This is a genomic window from Haloparvum sedimenti (genome assembly GCF_001462205.1).
Lineage (GTDB): Archaea > Halobacteriota > Halobacteria > Halobacteriales > Haloferacaceae > Haloparvum > Haloparvum sedimenti.
This window is the reverse complement of record NZ_LKIR01000139.1, coordinates 1-14,618: the sequence shown is the minus strand read 5'-3', so window position 1 is coordinate 14,618 and position 14,618 is coordinate 1. Positions and strand designations below refer to the sequence as shown.

The 14,618-nt window shown below is 66.6% G+C and carries 14 protein-coding genes; 6 read left to right on the top strand and 8 right to left on the bottom strand.

Annotated elements, in window-relative coordinates:
* Window positions 1–37: 37 nt before the first annotated feature.
* Window positions 38–973, bottom strand: coding sequence for an ATP-dependent sacrificial sulfur transferase LarE (larE, locus tag AN233_RS13705; RefSeq protein WP_058367341.1), 936 nt, complete (start codon window positions 971–973; stop codon window positions 38–40).
* A 133-nt stretch (window positions 974–1,106) separates the two neighbouring features.
* Here larE and AN233_RS13700 point away from each other — a divergent pair, with 133 nt between their 5' ends.
* Window positions 1,107–3,116 carry a MutS-related protein gene (locus AN233_RS13700; protein ID WP_058367340.1) on the top strand — a complete coding sequence of 670 codons (2,010 nt, stop codon included), beginning with the start codon at window positions 1,107–1,109 and terminating at the stop codon, window positions 3,114–3,116.
* A gap of 335 nt (window positions 3,117–3,451) precedes the next feature.
* On the opposite strand, the gene AN233_RS13695 is transcribed toward AN233_RS13700, so the two are convergent.
* From AN233_RS13695 to AN233_RS13675, 5 genes are all read right to left on the bottom strand, one after another.
* Window positions 3,452–4,669 (bottom strand): cation:proton antiporter, encoded by a 1,218-nt coding sequence (locus AN233_RS13695; RefSeq protein ID WP_058367339.1) that lies wholly within the window; start codon window positions 4,667–4,669, stop codon window positions 3,452–3,454.
* A gap of 26 nt (window positions 4,670–4,695) precedes the next feature.
* Entirely contained in the window at window positions 4,696–5,196 is a 501-nt protein-coding gene (locus tag AN233_RS13690) for a cation:proton antiporter regulatory subunit (protein ID WP_058367338.1), read from the bottom strand.
* A 56-nt stretch (window positions 5,197–5,252) separates the two neighbouring features.
* Window positions 5,253–6,026, bottom strand: coding sequence for an endonuclease NucS (gene nucS / locus AN233_RS13685; protein ID WP_058367337.1), 774 nt, complete (start codon window positions 6,024–6,026; stop codon window positions 5,253–5,255).
* Between the two features lie 144 nt (window positions 6,027–6,170).
* Window positions 6,171–6,365 (bottom strand): cold-shock protein, encoded by a 195-nt coding sequence (locus AN233_RS13680; RefSeq protein ID WP_058367336.1) that lies wholly within the window; start codon window positions 6,363–6,365, stop codon window positions 6,171–6,173.
* A gap of 69 nt (window positions 6,366–6,434) precedes the next feature.
* Window positions 6,435–7,355, bottom strand: coding sequence for a cation transporter (locus AN233_RS13675; protein WP_058367335.1), 921 nt, complete (start codon window positions 7,353–7,355; stop codon window positions 6,435–6,437).
* Between the two features lie 154 nt (window positions 7,356–7,509).
* Between AN233_RS13675 and AN233_RS13670 the strand changes: the two genes are divergently transcribed.
* The 3 genes from AN233_RS13670 (at window position 7,510) to AN233_RS13660 (ending at window position 9,171) form a co-directional block, all read left to right on the top strand.
* Window positions 7,510–7,992 (top strand): DUF2062 domain-containing protein, encoded by a 483-nt coding sequence (locus AN233_RS13670; protein WP_058367334.1) that lies wholly within the window; start codon window positions 7,510–7,512, stop codon window positions 7,990–7,992.
* A gap of 92 nt (window positions 7,993–8,084) precedes the next feature.
* The gene (locus AN233_RS13665; protein ID WP_058367333.1) at window positions 8,085–8,543 is read left to right on the top strand and encodes a TRAM domain-containing protein; all 459 of its coding nucleotides are present in this window, start codon (window positions 8,085–8,087) and stop codon (window positions 8,541–8,543) included.
* Window positions 8,544–8,715: 172 nt separating this feature from the next.
* Window positions 8,716–9,171 (top strand): RDD family protein, encoded by a 456-nt coding sequence (locus tag AN233_RS13660; protein WP_058367332.1) that lies wholly within the window; start codon window positions 8,716–8,718, stop codon window positions 9,169–9,171.
* Window positions 9,172–9,214: 43 nt separating this feature from the next.
* On the opposite strand, the gene AN233_RS13655 is transcribed toward AN233_RS13660, so the two are convergent.
* Window positions 9,215–9,583 (bottom strand): DoxX family protein, encoded by a 369-nt coding sequence (locus AN233_RS13655; RefSeq protein ID WP_058367429.1) that lies wholly within the window; start codon window positions 9,581–9,583, stop codon window positions 9,215–9,217.
* A 358-nt stretch (window positions 9,584–9,941) separates the two neighbouring features.
* Between AN233_RS13655 and AN233_RS13650 the strand changes: the two genes are divergently transcribed.
* Together AN233_RS13650 and AN233_RS13645 are read left to right on the top strand one after the other, a co-directional pair.
* Window positions 9,942–10,460, top strand: a complete 519-nt coding sequence (locus AN233_RS13650) for a hypothetical protein (RefSeq protein ID WP_058367331.1) — start codon at window positions 9,942–9,944, stop codon at window positions 10,458–10,460.
* A 2-nt stretch (window positions 10,461–10,462) separates the two neighbouring features.
* Window positions 10,463–11,089, top strand: coding sequence for a hypothetical protein (locus tag AN233_RS13645; protein ID WP_125920040.1), 627 nt, complete (start codon window positions 10,463–10,465; stop codon window positions 11,087–11,089).
* Window positions 11,090–11,179: 90 nt separating this feature from the next.
* Here AN233_RS13645 and AN233_RS13640 read toward each other — a convergent pair whose 3' ends face one another.
* Window positions 11,180–14,461, bottom strand: a complete 3,282-nt coding sequence (locus tag AN233_RS13640) for an Eco57I restriction-modification methylase domain-containing protein (protein WP_125920039.1) — start codon at window positions 14,459–14,461, stop codon at window positions 11,180–11,182.
* Window positions 14,462–14,618 lie beyond the last annotated feature (157 nt).

Genomic DNA, 14,618 nt, shown 5'->3' with positions numbered 1-14,618 from the left:
CGACGGGGCGAGAAACGGGCCTCGCGGCGGGCGGTCCCTATCGCGGGTACTGCTTGCCGAGGTCGAGTCCGTCGGCCGCGTCGTCGCTCGTCTCGCTCTCGCCCGCCTCGTTCCCGGCCGTCTCGATCCCACCGGCCCCGTTCTCCTCCCCCTCCGGGCTCACGCTGCCGGTCCGGTAGCCGGCGAGGTCCAGCGTCACGTGGTCGAAGCCGAGATCCGTGAGGTGCTCGTCGGCCGCGGCCGCGAAGTCGGAGTCGAGCGCGCGGTCGAGCTCCTCGCGGGCGACCTCCACGCGCGCCAGCCCGTCGTGGTCGCGCACGCGGAACTGCGAGAAGCCCCACTCCCGGAGCAGGCGCTCGGCCTTCTCGATCCGAGAGAGCCGCGCCTCGGTGACCTCGAGCCCCGTGGGGATACGCGAGGAGAGACACGCCATCGAAGGCTTGTCGGCCACCGAGAGACCGTAAGCGTCCGCGATGGCCCGGACCTCCTCCTTCGTGATGTCGTGGGCAAGGAGCGGCGAGTACACCTCCAGCTCCTCGACCGCGCGCAGGCCGGGGCGGTGCCCTTCGCCGGGGTCGGAGGCGTTGGTGCCGTCGCACACCGTCCCGATCCCCAGCTCGCGGGCCTTTTCGTACATCTTCCCGAGCCGCATCGTGCGGCAGTGGTAACAGCGGTCGTCGCCGTTCTCGACGAAGTTCGGGTCGTCGAGCTCCGAGAACTCCACCACGGAGTAGGGGACGCCGATCTCGTCGGCGACTCGCCGGGAGTCGGCGAGTTCCGCGTCGGGCAGCGTCTCGCTCTTGGCCGTGCAGGCGACCGCGTCGTCGCCGAGCGCGTCGTGCGCCAGCGCGGCGACGACGGAGGAGTCGACGCCGCCCGAGAAGGCGACCACGACCCCGTCCCGCTCCGCGAGCGCCTCGCGGGCGAGTTCGGCCTTTCGCGCCGTCTTCGGCGCGAGCGCGTCCGTGTCCATGGTCCGGCTTCGCGGCCGGCGGAGAAAAGGGCGTTGTCCGCGGCGGTCGCCTCCGACGCGCTCCCGGCCGCGATCGGTCCGGCGTGATCCCGGACCCGCACCCTTTTGGCGGTGCCCGCGATACCCGGTCACGATGGATCTGGAGGCGATCCCGGGCGTCGGGGCGAAGACCGCCCGGGCGCTCGGGGAGCTCGACGACCCGGAGGCGGCGCTGGAGGCGGGCGACGTGGCCGCGCTGGCGCGTGCGCCGGGCGTCACCGAGGGGCGCGCCGCGCAGATCGCCCGCGGCGCGATCCGGCGGCGCCACGAGGAGGACGGCGGACGACTGCTGGCGACCGACCGCGCGCGCGAGGTGTATCGCGACGCGATCGGCCTCCTGCGCGAGCGAACGGTCACCGACTACGCGGCCAAGCGGCTGGAGACGTTCTACCCATCCGCGTCGGTCTCGCGGATCGAGGAGGTGCAGGCGTTCGCGGCCGAGGCGATGGAGCGCGACCCCGATCCCGCGGTCCGGGAGGCGCTCGCGGACGTGGAGCCGCTCTCCGACCCCGGGACGCTCCGCGTCCGCGAGCGGTGTCTGGCGACCGCGGACGCCGAGCGCTACGCCGCCGCCGAGGAGGCGGTCCCGGAGCTCTCCGTCGAGATCGTGGAGGACGCCCGCGATATCTCGGAGCTCTCGCGCTCGTACGCGACGGTGATCGTGATCGACGAGGAGTTCGCCGGCCTCGACGTGGACGGCGACGTGCGCGTGCGTCCGAACGCGCTGGCGGAGCCGGCCGAGACCGTCCCCGAGCGCCTGCTGGCCTTCTTCGCCGAGAACCGGGAGGCCCTGCTCGCGGCCGCGCGCGTCCACGAGGCCGCGGGGCTCGACGAGGGCGAGATGAACCCGGCCGCGGACCTCGACGCGCTCCGGGACGCGCTCGCACGCGTGGACGAGGCGGGCGAGGTCGTCGGCGACGACGAGTACGACCGGCTCGCGGACGCGGTGGACGACCTCGACGCCGCGGTGAGCGCCGCGGAGTCGGTCGCGGACGACCACCTCCGGGCGGCGATCCGCGAGCAGGACGTGACCATCGAGGGACAGGACTTCCTCTCCCTGGTCGAGCAGGGCGCTCGCGTCGACTCCCTGCTCTCCCGCGAGCTGGCCGACGAGTACGACGAGGCGCTACGGAAGGCGCGCGAGCACCTGGTGGACGCGCTCCGGCTGGAGCCCTCGGAGGCGGACTTCGCGGAGCGCATCTTTGCGGGCGACCCCACGTTTCCGGTCGAGCACGCGGAAGAGCCCGTCTCCCGGCTCCGGACCGAGCTGACGGCCGCCCGCGACCAGCGCGCCGCGGCGCTGAAGGCGGACCTCGCCGCGGATCTGGGGGAACTTCGCGACCCGGTGGAGGAACTGGTCCGCGACGCGCTCGAACTCGACGTCGAGCTGGCGGTGGCGCGGTTCGCCCGCGACTTCGACTGCACGCTCCCGGAGTTCGTCGGGTCGGACGACGACGCGGAGCCCTCGGGATTCGCCATCGAGGGCGGCCGCTCCCCGCTCCTGGACGTGCCCTTCGACGAGGTGGAGCCAGTCGACTACGCGGTCTCGGGCGCGACGCTGCTGTCCGGCGTCAACTCCGGCGGGAAGACCTCGACGCTGGACCTGGTCGCGCTCGTGGTCGTGCTCGCGCAGATGGGGCTCCCGGTCCCCGCGGAGGAGGTCCGGCTGGAGCGCTTCGAGGAGGTCCACTACTACGCGAAGTCGCAGGGGACGCTCGACGCGGGCGCGTTCGAGGCCACCCTCCGGGACTTCGGTGACCTCGTGGACGGCGCGGACGGCCGGCTGGTGTTAGTCGACGAGTTGGAGTCGATCACGGAGCCGGGGGCGTCCGCGAAGATCATCGCGGGCATCCTCGAGGCGCTGGACGGGCAGGACGCGACCGCGGTGTTCGTCTCGCACCTCGCGCGCGAGATCCGCGAGGCGGCCGGCTTCGACATCGCCGTCGACGGCATCGAGGCGGTCGGACTGGTCGACGGCGAGCTCCGGGTAAATCGCTCGCCACAGAAGGACCACCTCGCGCGCTCGACCCCGGAGCTGATCGTCGAGAAGCTCGCGGACGACCGCGGTGGCGAGTTCTACGCCGACCTCCTGGAGAAGTTCTGAGACGGCAGCTGCCGATGCGGTCGCGGTGCGGTGCTGTTTCTGTAGCGGTTTTCTGTGGCGGTTTTCTGTAGCGGTTTTCTGTGGCGGTTTTCTGTAGCGGTTTTCTGTAGCGGTTTTCTGTGGCGGTTTTCTGTGGCGGTGCGGTGCTGATGCGGGCGCGGTGCCGTTCTGTGTCGAAATCGTGGAACCGCGGCGGCGCGAGGGCGCGAAGCGCCCGCAGCGCCGACCGCGGCCCCTTTTTGATCGACATTTTTCAAGGAGTGGTGAGCGCGCCGCCCGCGGCGCGCGAACCCGACGCAGAAAAAGGTCGAGGTGAAAGGTCGAGGTTGACAGTGTCAGCCACCGCCGAACCGCTCGACGGCGAACGCCTCGAACGGGTCGGAGTACTGCATCAGCGTCGTGCCGAGCACGCTCATCACCAGCACGTAGCCGACCGCGAAGGCGTAGATGTCGTCCGCGACGCCGGCGGCGAACGTGGTGCCGGCGCCCGACAGCGCCAGCGCCGCGATGATCAGGGAGAACTCTCCCCGGGTGACCATTCCCAGCCCGACGCGGGCCGAGCGGCGGGGGCCGAGGTCGTAGGCGCGGCCGCCGAGGTACCCCGAAACGAGTTTCGTCGGCGTGGTCGCGACGACCGCGACCGCCACGGGGACGGCGACGCCGCCGAACACGGACGGGTCCGTGACGAGCCCGATCCAGAAGAAGAACACCGCGGCGAAGGTGTCCCGAACCGGCTCCAGCAGGGTCTCGAGGTCGTGGACGTGGTCCGTCGAGGAGAAGGCCATGCCGACGAAGAACGCCGCGACCGCCTCGCTCACGCCGAGCGCCAGCGCCGCGCCCGCGACGAGGACGGTCGTGCCGAGCGCCCGGAGGACGGTGAACTCGTTCGATCCCGTGTTCAACAGGCGCGCGAACCATGCTGTCCCGAAGTACACCGCCAGCAGGAGGAGGAGGATGAACCCGATCGCGATCCCGACCGAGGTCGCGGCCTCGCTCACGTCGCCGCCACCGAGCACCAGCGCGGACGCGACCGCGAGGTACACTGCGATGAACAGGTCCTCGTAGACGAGCGTGCCGAGCATCGGCGCCGCCTCGTCGTTGGCGATCCAGCCGAGGTCGATCAGCGACTTGGTGATGATCGCCGACGAGGAGATGTAGACGATCCCGGCGGTCAGAAACGCCGCGAGCGGGTCGCGGAACAGCGCGAAGCCGACCAGCAGCCCGACGCCGAAGTTGATCGCGAGGTCGATCCCCCCCGCGCGACCGATCCGCTCGCGGCTCTCGATCAGGCGGTCGAGGTTGAACTCCAGCCCGAGGAAGAACAGCAGTAGGACGATCCCCAGTTCGGCGCCGACTTCGACGAACTCGCTCTCCTGAATGTACACCGTCCCGACGCCCGGGAGCGCGAGCTCCCCGATCACGTGGGGGCCGAGCAGCATCCCGACGACGATGTAAAAGGGGATCACCGACTGTCCAAGCCGGTTCGCGAGCGCACCGACGACCGCGACCGCGCCGAACAGCACGCCCACCTCCAACAGCAGCGCGTCAGCCATCGAGGGTCACCTCCGAGCGCCCCGCCTCACTCACGGTCCACCGGACGCGCGAGCATCGTCTCGAGTTCCTCCACGCTCTCGCGGTCGCCGACGACGATGAGCGTGTCCCCCACCCGCAGTTCCGTCTCCGGACCGGGGCTGGCGAGCACGTCGTCCGCGCGCTGGATCGTGACGACGGAGGCGCCGGTCTTCGCACGCAAGTCGGCGTCGCCCAGCGTCTCCCCCGCGAGCGGCGAGTCGGCGTCCACTTCGAACCACTCGATCAGCGCGCCGCCGGGCAGCAGCGCGTCGGGCGCGTCGGGCGACTCCACCGGCTGGAAGTAGGCTCCCTCGAGGATCGTCCCGACGGTCCGTGCGAGCCGGTCGGACAGCTCGAACAGCTTCTCGGAGTCGGCGTCCGCGGACGCCCGCTTGTACACCTCGCGGCGCCCGCTGTTGTGCGTGAGCACGACCAGCGTCTCGCCGTCCCCGAGGTCGATCTCGTGTTTCTTGCCGACCCCGGGCAGTTCCGTCTCGGTGACTGGCATGGGATGTCGGTTTCGTCGCCCCGAGTATAAATCGGCCGGGCCGCCGGCGGCTTCCGTCAGGTCGGTCCCGCGGAGTCGTTCGGCGCGTCGGGGGTCGCCTCGCCGTCGACGGAGTCGCCCGGCGTCACCGACGCGTGGTCGAACCCCTGTTCGGCGAGCAGCTCCGCGGCCCGGTCGGTGACCGAGGGCGCCACCAGCACGCCGCGGACGGGCTCGTCGTCGCCGAGTTCGCGTTCGAGCGCGGCCACGTAGCGCGCGAGCTGGCTGGCCGCGCTCGGCCCGACCCGGCGCCGCTTCAGCTCCACGACGACCGGGCGTCCCGCCGCGTCGTAGCCGAACACGTCCATCGGGCCGGCCGCGCTGTCCCGCTCCGTCTCCACGGGCTCGAACCCCGCCTCGACGAGGTCGGGATGGTCGAGGATCCGGCGCTTGAGGTCGGCTTCGCTCCCGTGGACGTCGAGGTCCCGTCCGCCGGTGACGGCCATCGCCGAGAGCTGATGGACGGCCGCGAACCGGACCGTCAGCATCTCGTCCGGGTTCTCTCGCTCGGAGCGGACGCGGAGCCGACCGTCCCGGACCGAGGCGCGGTGCTCGGAGCCGGGCGGCTGCCAGTTGACCGGCGTGCGCTGCTCGTCGGTGTGGACCAGCGCCGCGCCGTCCGGCTTGAGGACCAGCAGGCGGTCGCCGGGGCCGAGCTCCGAGGCGGCCCGGCCCTCGTAGTCGACCTCACAGCGGCCGAAGACGGTGATCAGGTCGCCGCGCTCGAAGACGGACTCCAGCTCCCACAGCGCCTCACGGTGGCTCGGGTCGTGGAGAGTCGTGACGCTCACTGACCGAACTACGCGGTCGAACGGCAAAAGGAACGTGACGATGCGCTCGAACGCGCCGCCGCAGCGATCGCCGGCGACGCCGCTACCGGGTGTGAGAAAATCCGAAAACGTGTCAGTGTGCCGATTCGTCGGGCTCGACGCGCCTTACAGGCGCGTCAGGTTCGTCGCGCGCGGGCCCTTGTCGGCCTGCTCGATGTCGAACTCGACTTCCTGCCCCTCCTCGAGGTCCGGACCGCCAACGTCCTCCATGTGGAAGAAGACGTCCTCGTCAGCGTCCTCAGTGTCGATAAAGCCGTAACCGCCCGTGTCGTTGAAGAAATCAACCGTACCGGTTGCCATTGCAACCAAACAGATGCGGGTCACACGGATAAGGGTTCCGTGTTGGCTGTTAGCGAGAAGACGGGCGACTCAGTCGGACGAACCGGCCGATATCGGGGCTTCACGGTCCGAACCCGTTGGGCCGGCCGCCTCCCGCGCCGTCGCGTCGGTCTCGAGGTCGGTCGGACCGACCCCCTGCTCGCTCGCGTCCAGCAGCCGCTGGACCGAGGTCGCAAGCGCCACCGCGACGACCACGTCGAAGTGGACCAGCCACATCGCGTCGGTCGCGACGCCGATCCAGCTCGTCGCGTACGCCAGCACGGCGGCGCTCGCGGCCGCCAGGTCGAGCGACACCGACCGCTCCGAAAGCGCCTCGCGCGCGCCGTCGATCATCGGTTTTCCCGCGAAGAACAGGACGATCCCCGCCAGCACGCCGATGTTGAGGTGATAGGCGAAGCTCCCGGTCGCCACCAGCTGCTCGTTGAGGTGCTCGGCGATCGCCGGCCCGAGCAGCCACTCGAAGCGTGCGGGGTACATCACGGCGCCGTACGACGACAGCGCCATCAGGCCGGCCATGATCCCCGCGGCGAACCGCGCGCCCGCCCACGCTGTCGCCCGTCGGTTCGCGAACGCCTCGTCGCGGGTCGCGACGGGATACCCCACCGCCGCGAGCCGACGTTCCAGCGCCGCCGGCTCGACCGCCGCCGGGTCGTAGTGAACCTGCACGCTCGCGGTCGGCGCGCTGGCGGTCGCGGCGCTCACCCCGTCGATCGCCTCCAGGCCCAGCTCCGCGACCGACCCGCACCGCCGACAGCCGACGCCGCGCAGCTCGTACACCGTGTTGACGTGGTCGGTCGGAACCGCGGAGACGGCGGGGCCCTGCTCTCGGTCCCCCGTCGCGAGGGGGGCCGGGTCCGCACCCGCCTCGGACAGGAGACGCTCGGCGTCCGCACACCGAGGACAGCAGCCGTCCCCGACGGCGGACGCCCGGTCCGACGTTTCCGAGCTCATGTGTCAGACGTACCCACGCGCTCCACGATCTTCAAGCCATCGCCGCAGAGCGGACGGCGCGGTCGGCGGCGCCCCCTGATCGGTGCGGTCGGCGGCACCCCCTGATCGGTGCGGTCGGCGGTGCGTTGATGGTCGTGGAGCGCCACCCGGATCCGTGAGACGGCGACTCTCCACCTACCGGGATCGAACACGGGAGCGGCTCGAGGAGGCGTTCAGCGAGGACCACCCGCCGCGCGACGTGGCGGCGACGTTCTCGGTCGGCCTCTTCGTCGCCGCGCTCCCGAACTTCGGCCTCGCGCTAGTCTGTTTCGCGCTGGCTGCCCGGTACCTCGAGCGCGTCAGCAACCTCGCGCTGGTGGCGGTGCTGCTCGTGATGAACCCGCCGGTGAAGTGGGTGATCTACGGCGTCGGGTTCTGGCTCGGGTCGCGGCTGCTCGGTCCCGTCCCCGGCGTCACGGGCGGTGACCTGTCGCTCGCGGTCGGGCCGGCGGTGCTCGTGCGGCTGTTCGTCGGCACCGCAGTCGTCGCGGCGGGCGTCGCGATCGCGGGCCACCTCGCGGCGCTGCGGTTCATCAGGGAACTCCGGCGTCGCGACCTCGAACTCGCCGAGGAAGTCGCGGACGCGGTCGCGGAGTGATCGGAAGCTGCGACGGGACGCCGGACGCCGACTCGGGGCCGGAGAGGGGGCCCAGTCGGAAGGATTTAGAGCGACCCCGGGCTAGTTCACGTATGGCTAACTGTCCGCTCGCCGACGACTGCCCCCAGTTCGAGGAACAAATTCAGGGGATGGGGTGTCAACACTACGGGAACAAGGGCGGCGCCGAGTGGTGCAACCACTACGACATGCCGATCTACGAGCTGAAAGAACAGCCCGTCCAGCCCGGCGAGCAGGTCGTCGTCGAGGTCGACGACATCCACGAGAGCGGCGCCGGCGTCGGCCGCACCGAGGACGGCTTTATCATCCTCGTGGACGGCCTGCTCCCGCCCGCCCGCGCCGAGGTCCGCATCCACCGCGTCAAGTCCAGCCACGCCACCGCACAGGAGGTCGTCGAACGCCTCCCCGAGGATGAGGAAGGCGAGGAGGGCGAGGGTGCCGGCGAGGACGAGGGCGACGAAGCGGAACGCGACGGCCCGAGCCGCCCCGACCGCGAACGCCTCGGCAGCCGCGAGGACTTCTGGGGCCAGTAGCGGCACCTGTCCCCCCGACCCAGACCAGCGAACAGTTAGCACTCCGTTTTGCGGGCCGGTCCGTCCACGACTTTCCACACGAGGGTCCACACGAAGTCGGAGCCGATCGGGCTATCAGTCGTGATACTCGCCGCGCTGCCTTTTTATCACAGTATCTCCCCACCGAACTATCATGGATCGATATCCCGATCCCGACGTTACGGAACTGGCCGGCGTCCTCGACCGGCGCCTCGAAGCGCTCCTCATCGACGGCCTGCTGGTGGTCGGGCTCGTCGGACTGCTCGGATACGTGGGCGGCGCGCTCATGATCGAGGGCTCGTTCGGCGGCTTCGGCGGCTTTTTGGTCGCGGTGCAGTTCATCTCGCCGGTCGTCCTGCTCGGCTACCAGACGGCCTTCGAGGGGTACTACGGACAGACGCTCGGCAAGCGGTACCGCGACATCGTCGTCGTCACCGAGGACGGCAACGACTGCACGTGGGTCGCCGCGGTCGCCCGCAACCTCCTGCGGATCGTCGACGCCCTGCCCGCGTTCTACCTCGTCGGTGTCCTCGTCGCCTACCTCTCCGACGAACACCAGCGACTCGGGGACCTCGCGGCCGGTACGCGCGTCGTGTACGTCGACGAGTAGCTCGACCTCGCCGTTTCGTGTCGTACACGGTACGCTTCGGCGACTACGCGCCTCCAACGTCCCGCCCCGTGTACCACCACGCCCACAGGATCAAAACTCCCTGCAGCGGAAGTCGAACCCACGCCGCGACCCGGGCAAGCCCCGCGTGGCGCTCGGGGACGAGTTCGGCCGCTACGCCGTCGGTGGCCATGTAGACGTTCGCCGGAAAGACCGCCAGCAGCAGCGCGACGATCCCCCACGCCGACGCTCGCCGGGTCCGCCTGAACAGCACGCCGACGCCCAGAACGACCTCGGCGACGCCGGAGAGGTAGACGAGCGCCCGCGGCCGCGGGAACCGCGGCGGGACGATCCGAGCGAACCGCCGAGGGGCGAGGAAGTGCGCCACGCCCGCGAGGACGTAGAGGAAGCCCATCAGGTAGCGGAGCGGGCGCTTTCGACGGGCGATGACGGCGGGAAAAGGATCGGTCACGCTCCGACGTACGGCACCCCGTGGCAAGACCGTTTTCCCGGTCGGTCGGGTTCCTCGGATCGGGGTTCCCGGCACCATCGCCGACCCCACGGCGTCTCACGGACGCACCGCGAGAACGGGCCGGCGCTTCTGGTTCCTGCGGCGTGGACGGCCGCGGCCGGCACGGCGTTCGGCGCCGGACAGATCGCGGAGGTCCTCCACGCGACGCTGCGGTACTGAGGCGTGCCGTCCGGCCGACGCCGGCCGTGAGAGGTCGTGCTACCCCCACCAAATATACCACACCCGCACGAGTCGCATGACGATGGGCCCCAACGAGTACCGGGAACGGTACGCATCCGTTCGGAAACGGCACCGTGATCTTCGGAATTTCGTCGAGAACTCGAGACACGCCGACCGCGAGAACGTCGTCTCGCTCCTGAACGACCAGACGGCGGTCCTCGAGACGATAGAGGAGCTGCTCGAGACGTACGAGACGGTGATCGAGTTGACTGACGATCACGAGGAGAAGTTGGCTCGTCTCCAAGGCAGAGCCGAGACGCTGGACGCCGTTTCTGACGGCGACCTCACCGAAGCCATCAAAGCTGAACGGGCGGAGTCCCGGGAGCTGGAGGCGATGATCGACACCGCCGGAGAGCAATTGGAACAGCGGCTCGACAGGATCGAGCGGAACGTGACCGAACTCGGGAAGACGCTCGCCACCACGGAGGCGTACGACCCCACAGCCGAGACGGGCGACGATATCGCCCCGACCGAAAAAGCGACTCTCGACGACATCCTCCGAGACGTTTCTCAGGAGGGAGACGACTGGGACGACGGGTGACGATGGTCGACTACCACGACCGGCTCCAGTCGGGGATGCAGCCGATCGTCCGGGAGATCCTGGACCGCCACTTCTCCGCCCACGAGGGCGAGTGGACGCCCGTCACCGTCGCGGCCGCGCTCCACTTCTACATCCACCGGAAAATCCCGTACGAGCGACGGCACGAGGACGGAACGCGGCCGTTCAGGCCGCCGACCGAAACGTGGCGAACGGGCGGGAACTGCGAGGAGAAGACCGTCACGCTCGCGTCGCTGTACGACTCGCTTCGCGGTGTGGAAACTCGGATGCTCTCGGTGTTCAACGACTCGGGCGACGGGCACCTGCTCGTCGAGGCGGGGGTCGACGCGTCCGCGATACGCGTCAACGACGCTCTCGACGAGTTCTACGAGCGGCTGGCCGAGCGGCGAGACACGTTCAGCGACGACTACCGGTCGTACTACGTCACCGACGGCGACCGGCGCACCTGGTACGTCGCCGACCCCGAGATGGGCGGCTACCTTGGCGACGCCGGGTCCCTGTCCCGGAAGGGGTACGTCTCCGGGCGACGCATCGACTGGGAGTGGGTCGACCTCCGGAGGTACACCTATCCCGACGAGGGGCGGATCGACGGTCCGGCCGCCGACACGTAGAAATCCCGATCGGAGAACGTGAATTGCGGTTTTTGAGTGAAATAGTATCGAGGGCCATGGTCAGAAATCTGGGGAAGTGGTGATCTCCAGTTACTCAAAAAGACTTTCGTAAGTGGACGAGGCGTCTGGATCGCCTTCACGTCCGCTTTGCTCGCCAATGTCTGTGTGGTATTTCATCGTGTAATCGATGTGTTCGTCATTCAGATTGTACAGCGTTCCCACCAGCCGATCAACATCATCGATGATCTGCCGAAGGGGCGACATCTGGAAGCTCGTGCCAGTGAAATTGTCCTGCATCCGATCCCACAGCGTACTGGCGAGCGTTTCGATTTCGTCTTCGTACTTCTCGATTTGCTCCTCGTCTGGCCATGGGAACACAGCCATCTCTCCGAGCGTGTGGTGTCGCTGATCTCCGTAGGTGATCCAGTAGGAATAGTACAGGGACGAACTATACACGAGGAAAGCGGTCTGCTGCTCGAGTTCCGTGTCGAAGTATAGATAACGGTGGCCTGCCTTGTCGGTAAGGGCTTCGATCATCGGGTTAATCCAGTACCCGCCGCTTTCGGTCAAGATGACTGGATGGTCCGTCGTCACTGGGTCCTTTCGTTCGAACACGTTCTCCATCTGGGTGTCGGACTGCTCTCGGAGAATCTCAAGCAGACCACGTTTCGTTTGAGGCCCAATCTTCGGGAGAACAGGGCCACGGCTACCCTCACCACCGATCTTGTCACGGAGAACAAGATCCTTTGTGGAACTCAGTTCAATGTTCTCGAACCGCTGCTGTCGATTGTCCTCAGTGAAGAGGACCAAGTCGCTCGTATAGATATCTCCACGATCCTCTGCCGACTTCTTACCACTGAACACACCGACGCGGATCAGAGCGTTTGCGAACACACCAGTCCGGCCACGCAGCCCGAAGCACGAGATCCGGGTCGGCGACAGATTCTTACGAAGCAGATCATGGAATTCATCGTAGTTCGACTGGAAGACCAAGCGGAGCGTCGTGATGTTCCCGAAGTAACCGTCCTCCCCGAGCAACTGGAATTGTCGTTCAACGAACTGTGCGGAGATTTCGCGGATTGACGAGGTCTTGTACGTGGAGGTGAACAGTTTCTCGTTGTCGTTCAGCAGGTCTCCGTAGGGCGGATTTCCAAGGATGATATCGAAATGGATCGATCTCTCGGCCCCCGCACCCTCCTTCGCCACCTCGGGGAACTCGACGGGCCAGTGGAAGGGCTGGCCAAGTATACGTTCGAGATCGTACTGTAGCGGAAGTCGGGTGAACTCGTCAAATACGAACCCATCCTGCAGCAGCGAGCGTAATTCGTCGGCGACGTGTTCCTTGACGTTACTCCGACCTGCATTCTTTAGCTCAGACTCCCGATCTTGTATATCCATCCGGGCCGACTTCTTGTAGGTCGTACAGCCCAGATCTTCGAGACGCTCAATTTGCTCGTCGGTAAACGCCGATCCGTCCTCCTGCTGGATCTTTACCGACTCGAGTGTCGGGTACAGCGTTGCAGTCTCAATCCCCTCGTAGATCTCGTTGAAGGTCTCTACGTCTTCCAGTTCGGTCTTGATCGGTTTGTTGTAGCGGTCGAGATACGCGCTGTCGAAATCTGGCCGTATGTCCTGCATCAGCGCCTCGATCTCCTCGGGCGAACCCTCTCGGTCGAACTTGTACGCCCGGCGCTTCTCGGCCAGTTCGGAGATGTCGTCGTTCCAGATCGAGGCACTCTCCACGGTGCCTTTGACTGGGAGTCCCACGAGTGAGTTCCCAGCAGCGATGTTGATGTCAATGTTCGGAAGCGGGCCGAAGTCCGGCTCCCAGCTGTTCCCTTCGATGATCTTCAGCCAGACCCGTAGCTTGGCGATCTCGGTCGCTACGCGATCAACGTCAACCCCGTAGATCGTGTTCAGAGCGAGGTCACGCTTTAACTCGTACTTCTGCTCGGGTGAGGGGTCGTCCCCGCGGTTGAGACCACGAAGGAGCGACACCTGTATCCGAGTGATTTCGTCCATCGCGCTCGTCAGAAAGTGACCCGAACCACAGGCTGGGTCGATGATCTTCAACTCGGTCAACTCTTCAATCGCTGTTTCAGCAGCGTCGGCAGACCCGAACCATCCCATGCCCTCCTCAACCTCACGGAGGATCTCGGAGAGATCCATGTCTTCCATGTTCGATCGGACGATCCGATCCTCCTCGTCATCGTCAGTGATCTCGGAGGCGAACGTGTCCACGAGGATCTCTTTCGCCTTCGGATCAATGGCCTCCGAGTTGATCAAGTCAGTGACATCGTTCGGCGTGTAGTACGCACCGAGGTCCTTCTGATCGCGGTCCTGCTCGATGTAGTTGATTGTCTTCTCGAATACGCTCCCGAGGAGCGCCGGGTCGAAGCCGTCACTCGACAGGCTGAGTTGGCTCCCTTCGATGAGGTCCGACACGACCGTCGGGAGAATCCGGTCGTTCACGGTGTAGTCACTCTCGCTGGGGACATTCTCCCGGAACAGACCCCCGTTCAGATACGGGACGGACTGAGCCCACTCAACGCCGCCTTCTTGTCGGAATTTCGGCTCTCGGTCGGGCTTGTCGGTGTTGAACAGCTTGTAGAAGATCGGTTTTATTTGCGTTTCGTAGAGGTTCCCCGCGAGGATCGACTGGCTCTCCTGATACTGTTCAACACGGGTTTTCAGGAAACCATCTTCCAGTACGTCGCGACTTTCGAGGAACTTAATGAACAGCAGCCGGTTCACGAGCGTAACAGCGAACAGCCGCTCGTCGGTTTCCGTAGCCTTGTCCGGCGAGTGAATATCGTCCATCAACGAGGTCTCGTAGTCGTGCTTCTCGCTCTCACCGAATAGCAGCTCAATGTACAGCTCGAAGAACTCGTCTACGTCGCGCTTCCGCTCGTCGCGGATAGTCCGCGGCGCGGTCTCGGTGATCAGCTCGATGAACTGCTCACGCTCGTAGGTACTGGTAAATTCCTCGGTTATCTCATCGATGTCGGTGTCCTCAATCCCAGCGGATCCCATAACACCCTCTTCCCGGGCCACCTCAACGATAGCCGGTCGGAGATCAATGCTACTGATCTCGGGGTACTCGGTAACGTCACCACCCAGTTCGATCTTGATCAGTATCCAGTCGAAACCATCGGTGAGGATACCGTAATCGGCTCCGATGGACTTCCGGTCCAGATAGTCGCGCAGCTCGGATAAGCCCTTGTCGACCTTGTTCAGCGACTTGTTCTCACCAATGACCTTCGGCTCGTCCATCAATAGCTCGAAGTCCGGCCACACGACCTGACTACCCTTCTCACCATACGGCTGCTCGTTGTATCCGAGCCCACACGCCTCCAGCAACGGGAAGATCAAGTTGTTCTCAGTGAATGTCTCAGGTCGCTGCCCAACCTCCGAACTCGTGATCTCCTCGTCCGGCTGTGTTGAATCGCTGTAAGGCGTAGAGATTCACTGTTTGACGAAGCGCTTGATGTTATAGACGACACACATCAGCGCGATTTCGCGGAATTCA

Excerpts from the sequence above, each read along its gene's own strand:
- larE (WP_058367341.1), bottom strand. The coding sequence starts at position 973 with ATGGACACGGACGCGCTCGCGCCGAAGACGGCGCGAAAGGCCGAACTC.
- AN233_RS13700 (WP_058367340.1), top strand. The coding sequence starts at position 1,107 with ATGGATCTGGAGGCGATCCCGGGCGTCGGGGCGAAGACCGCCCGGGCG.
- AN233_RS13695 (WP_058367339.1), bottom strand. The coding sequence starts at position 4,669 with ATGGCTGACGCGCTGCTGTTGGAGGTGGGCGTGCTGTTCGGCGCGGTC.
- AN233_RS13690 (WP_058367338.1), bottom strand. The coding sequence starts at position 5,196 with ATGCCAGTCACCGAGACGGAACTGCCCGGGGTCGGCAAGAAACACGAG.
- AN233_RS13680 (WP_058367336.1), bottom strand. The coding sequence starts at position 6,365 with ATGGCAACCGGTACGGTTGATTTCTTCAACGACACGGGCGGTTACGGC.
- AN233_RS13675 (WP_058367335.1), bottom strand. The coding sequence starts at position 7,355 with ATGAGCTCGGAAACGTCGGACCGGGCGTCCGCCGTCGGGGACGGCTGC.
- AN233_RS13665 (WP_058367333.1), top strand. The coding sequence starts at position 8,085 with ATGGCTAACTGTCCGCTCGCCGACGACTGCCCCCAGTTCGAGGAACAA.
- AN233_RS13660 (WP_058367332.1), top strand. The coding sequence starts at position 8,716 with ATGGATCGATATCCCGATCCCGACGTTACGGAACTGGCCGGCGTCCTC.
- AN233_RS13655 (WP_058367429.1), bottom strand. The coding sequence starts at position 9,583 with ATGGGCTTCCTCTACGTCCTCGCGGGCGTGGCGCACTTCCTCGCCCCT.
- AN233_RS13650 (WP_058367331.1), top strand. The coding sequence starts at position 9,942 with ATGGGCCCCAACGAGTACCGGGAACGGTACGCATCCGTTCGGAAACGG.
- AN233_RS13645 (WP_125920040.1), top strand. The coding sequence starts at position 10,463 with ATGGTCGACTACCACGACCGGCTCCAGTCGGGGATGCAGCCGATCGTC.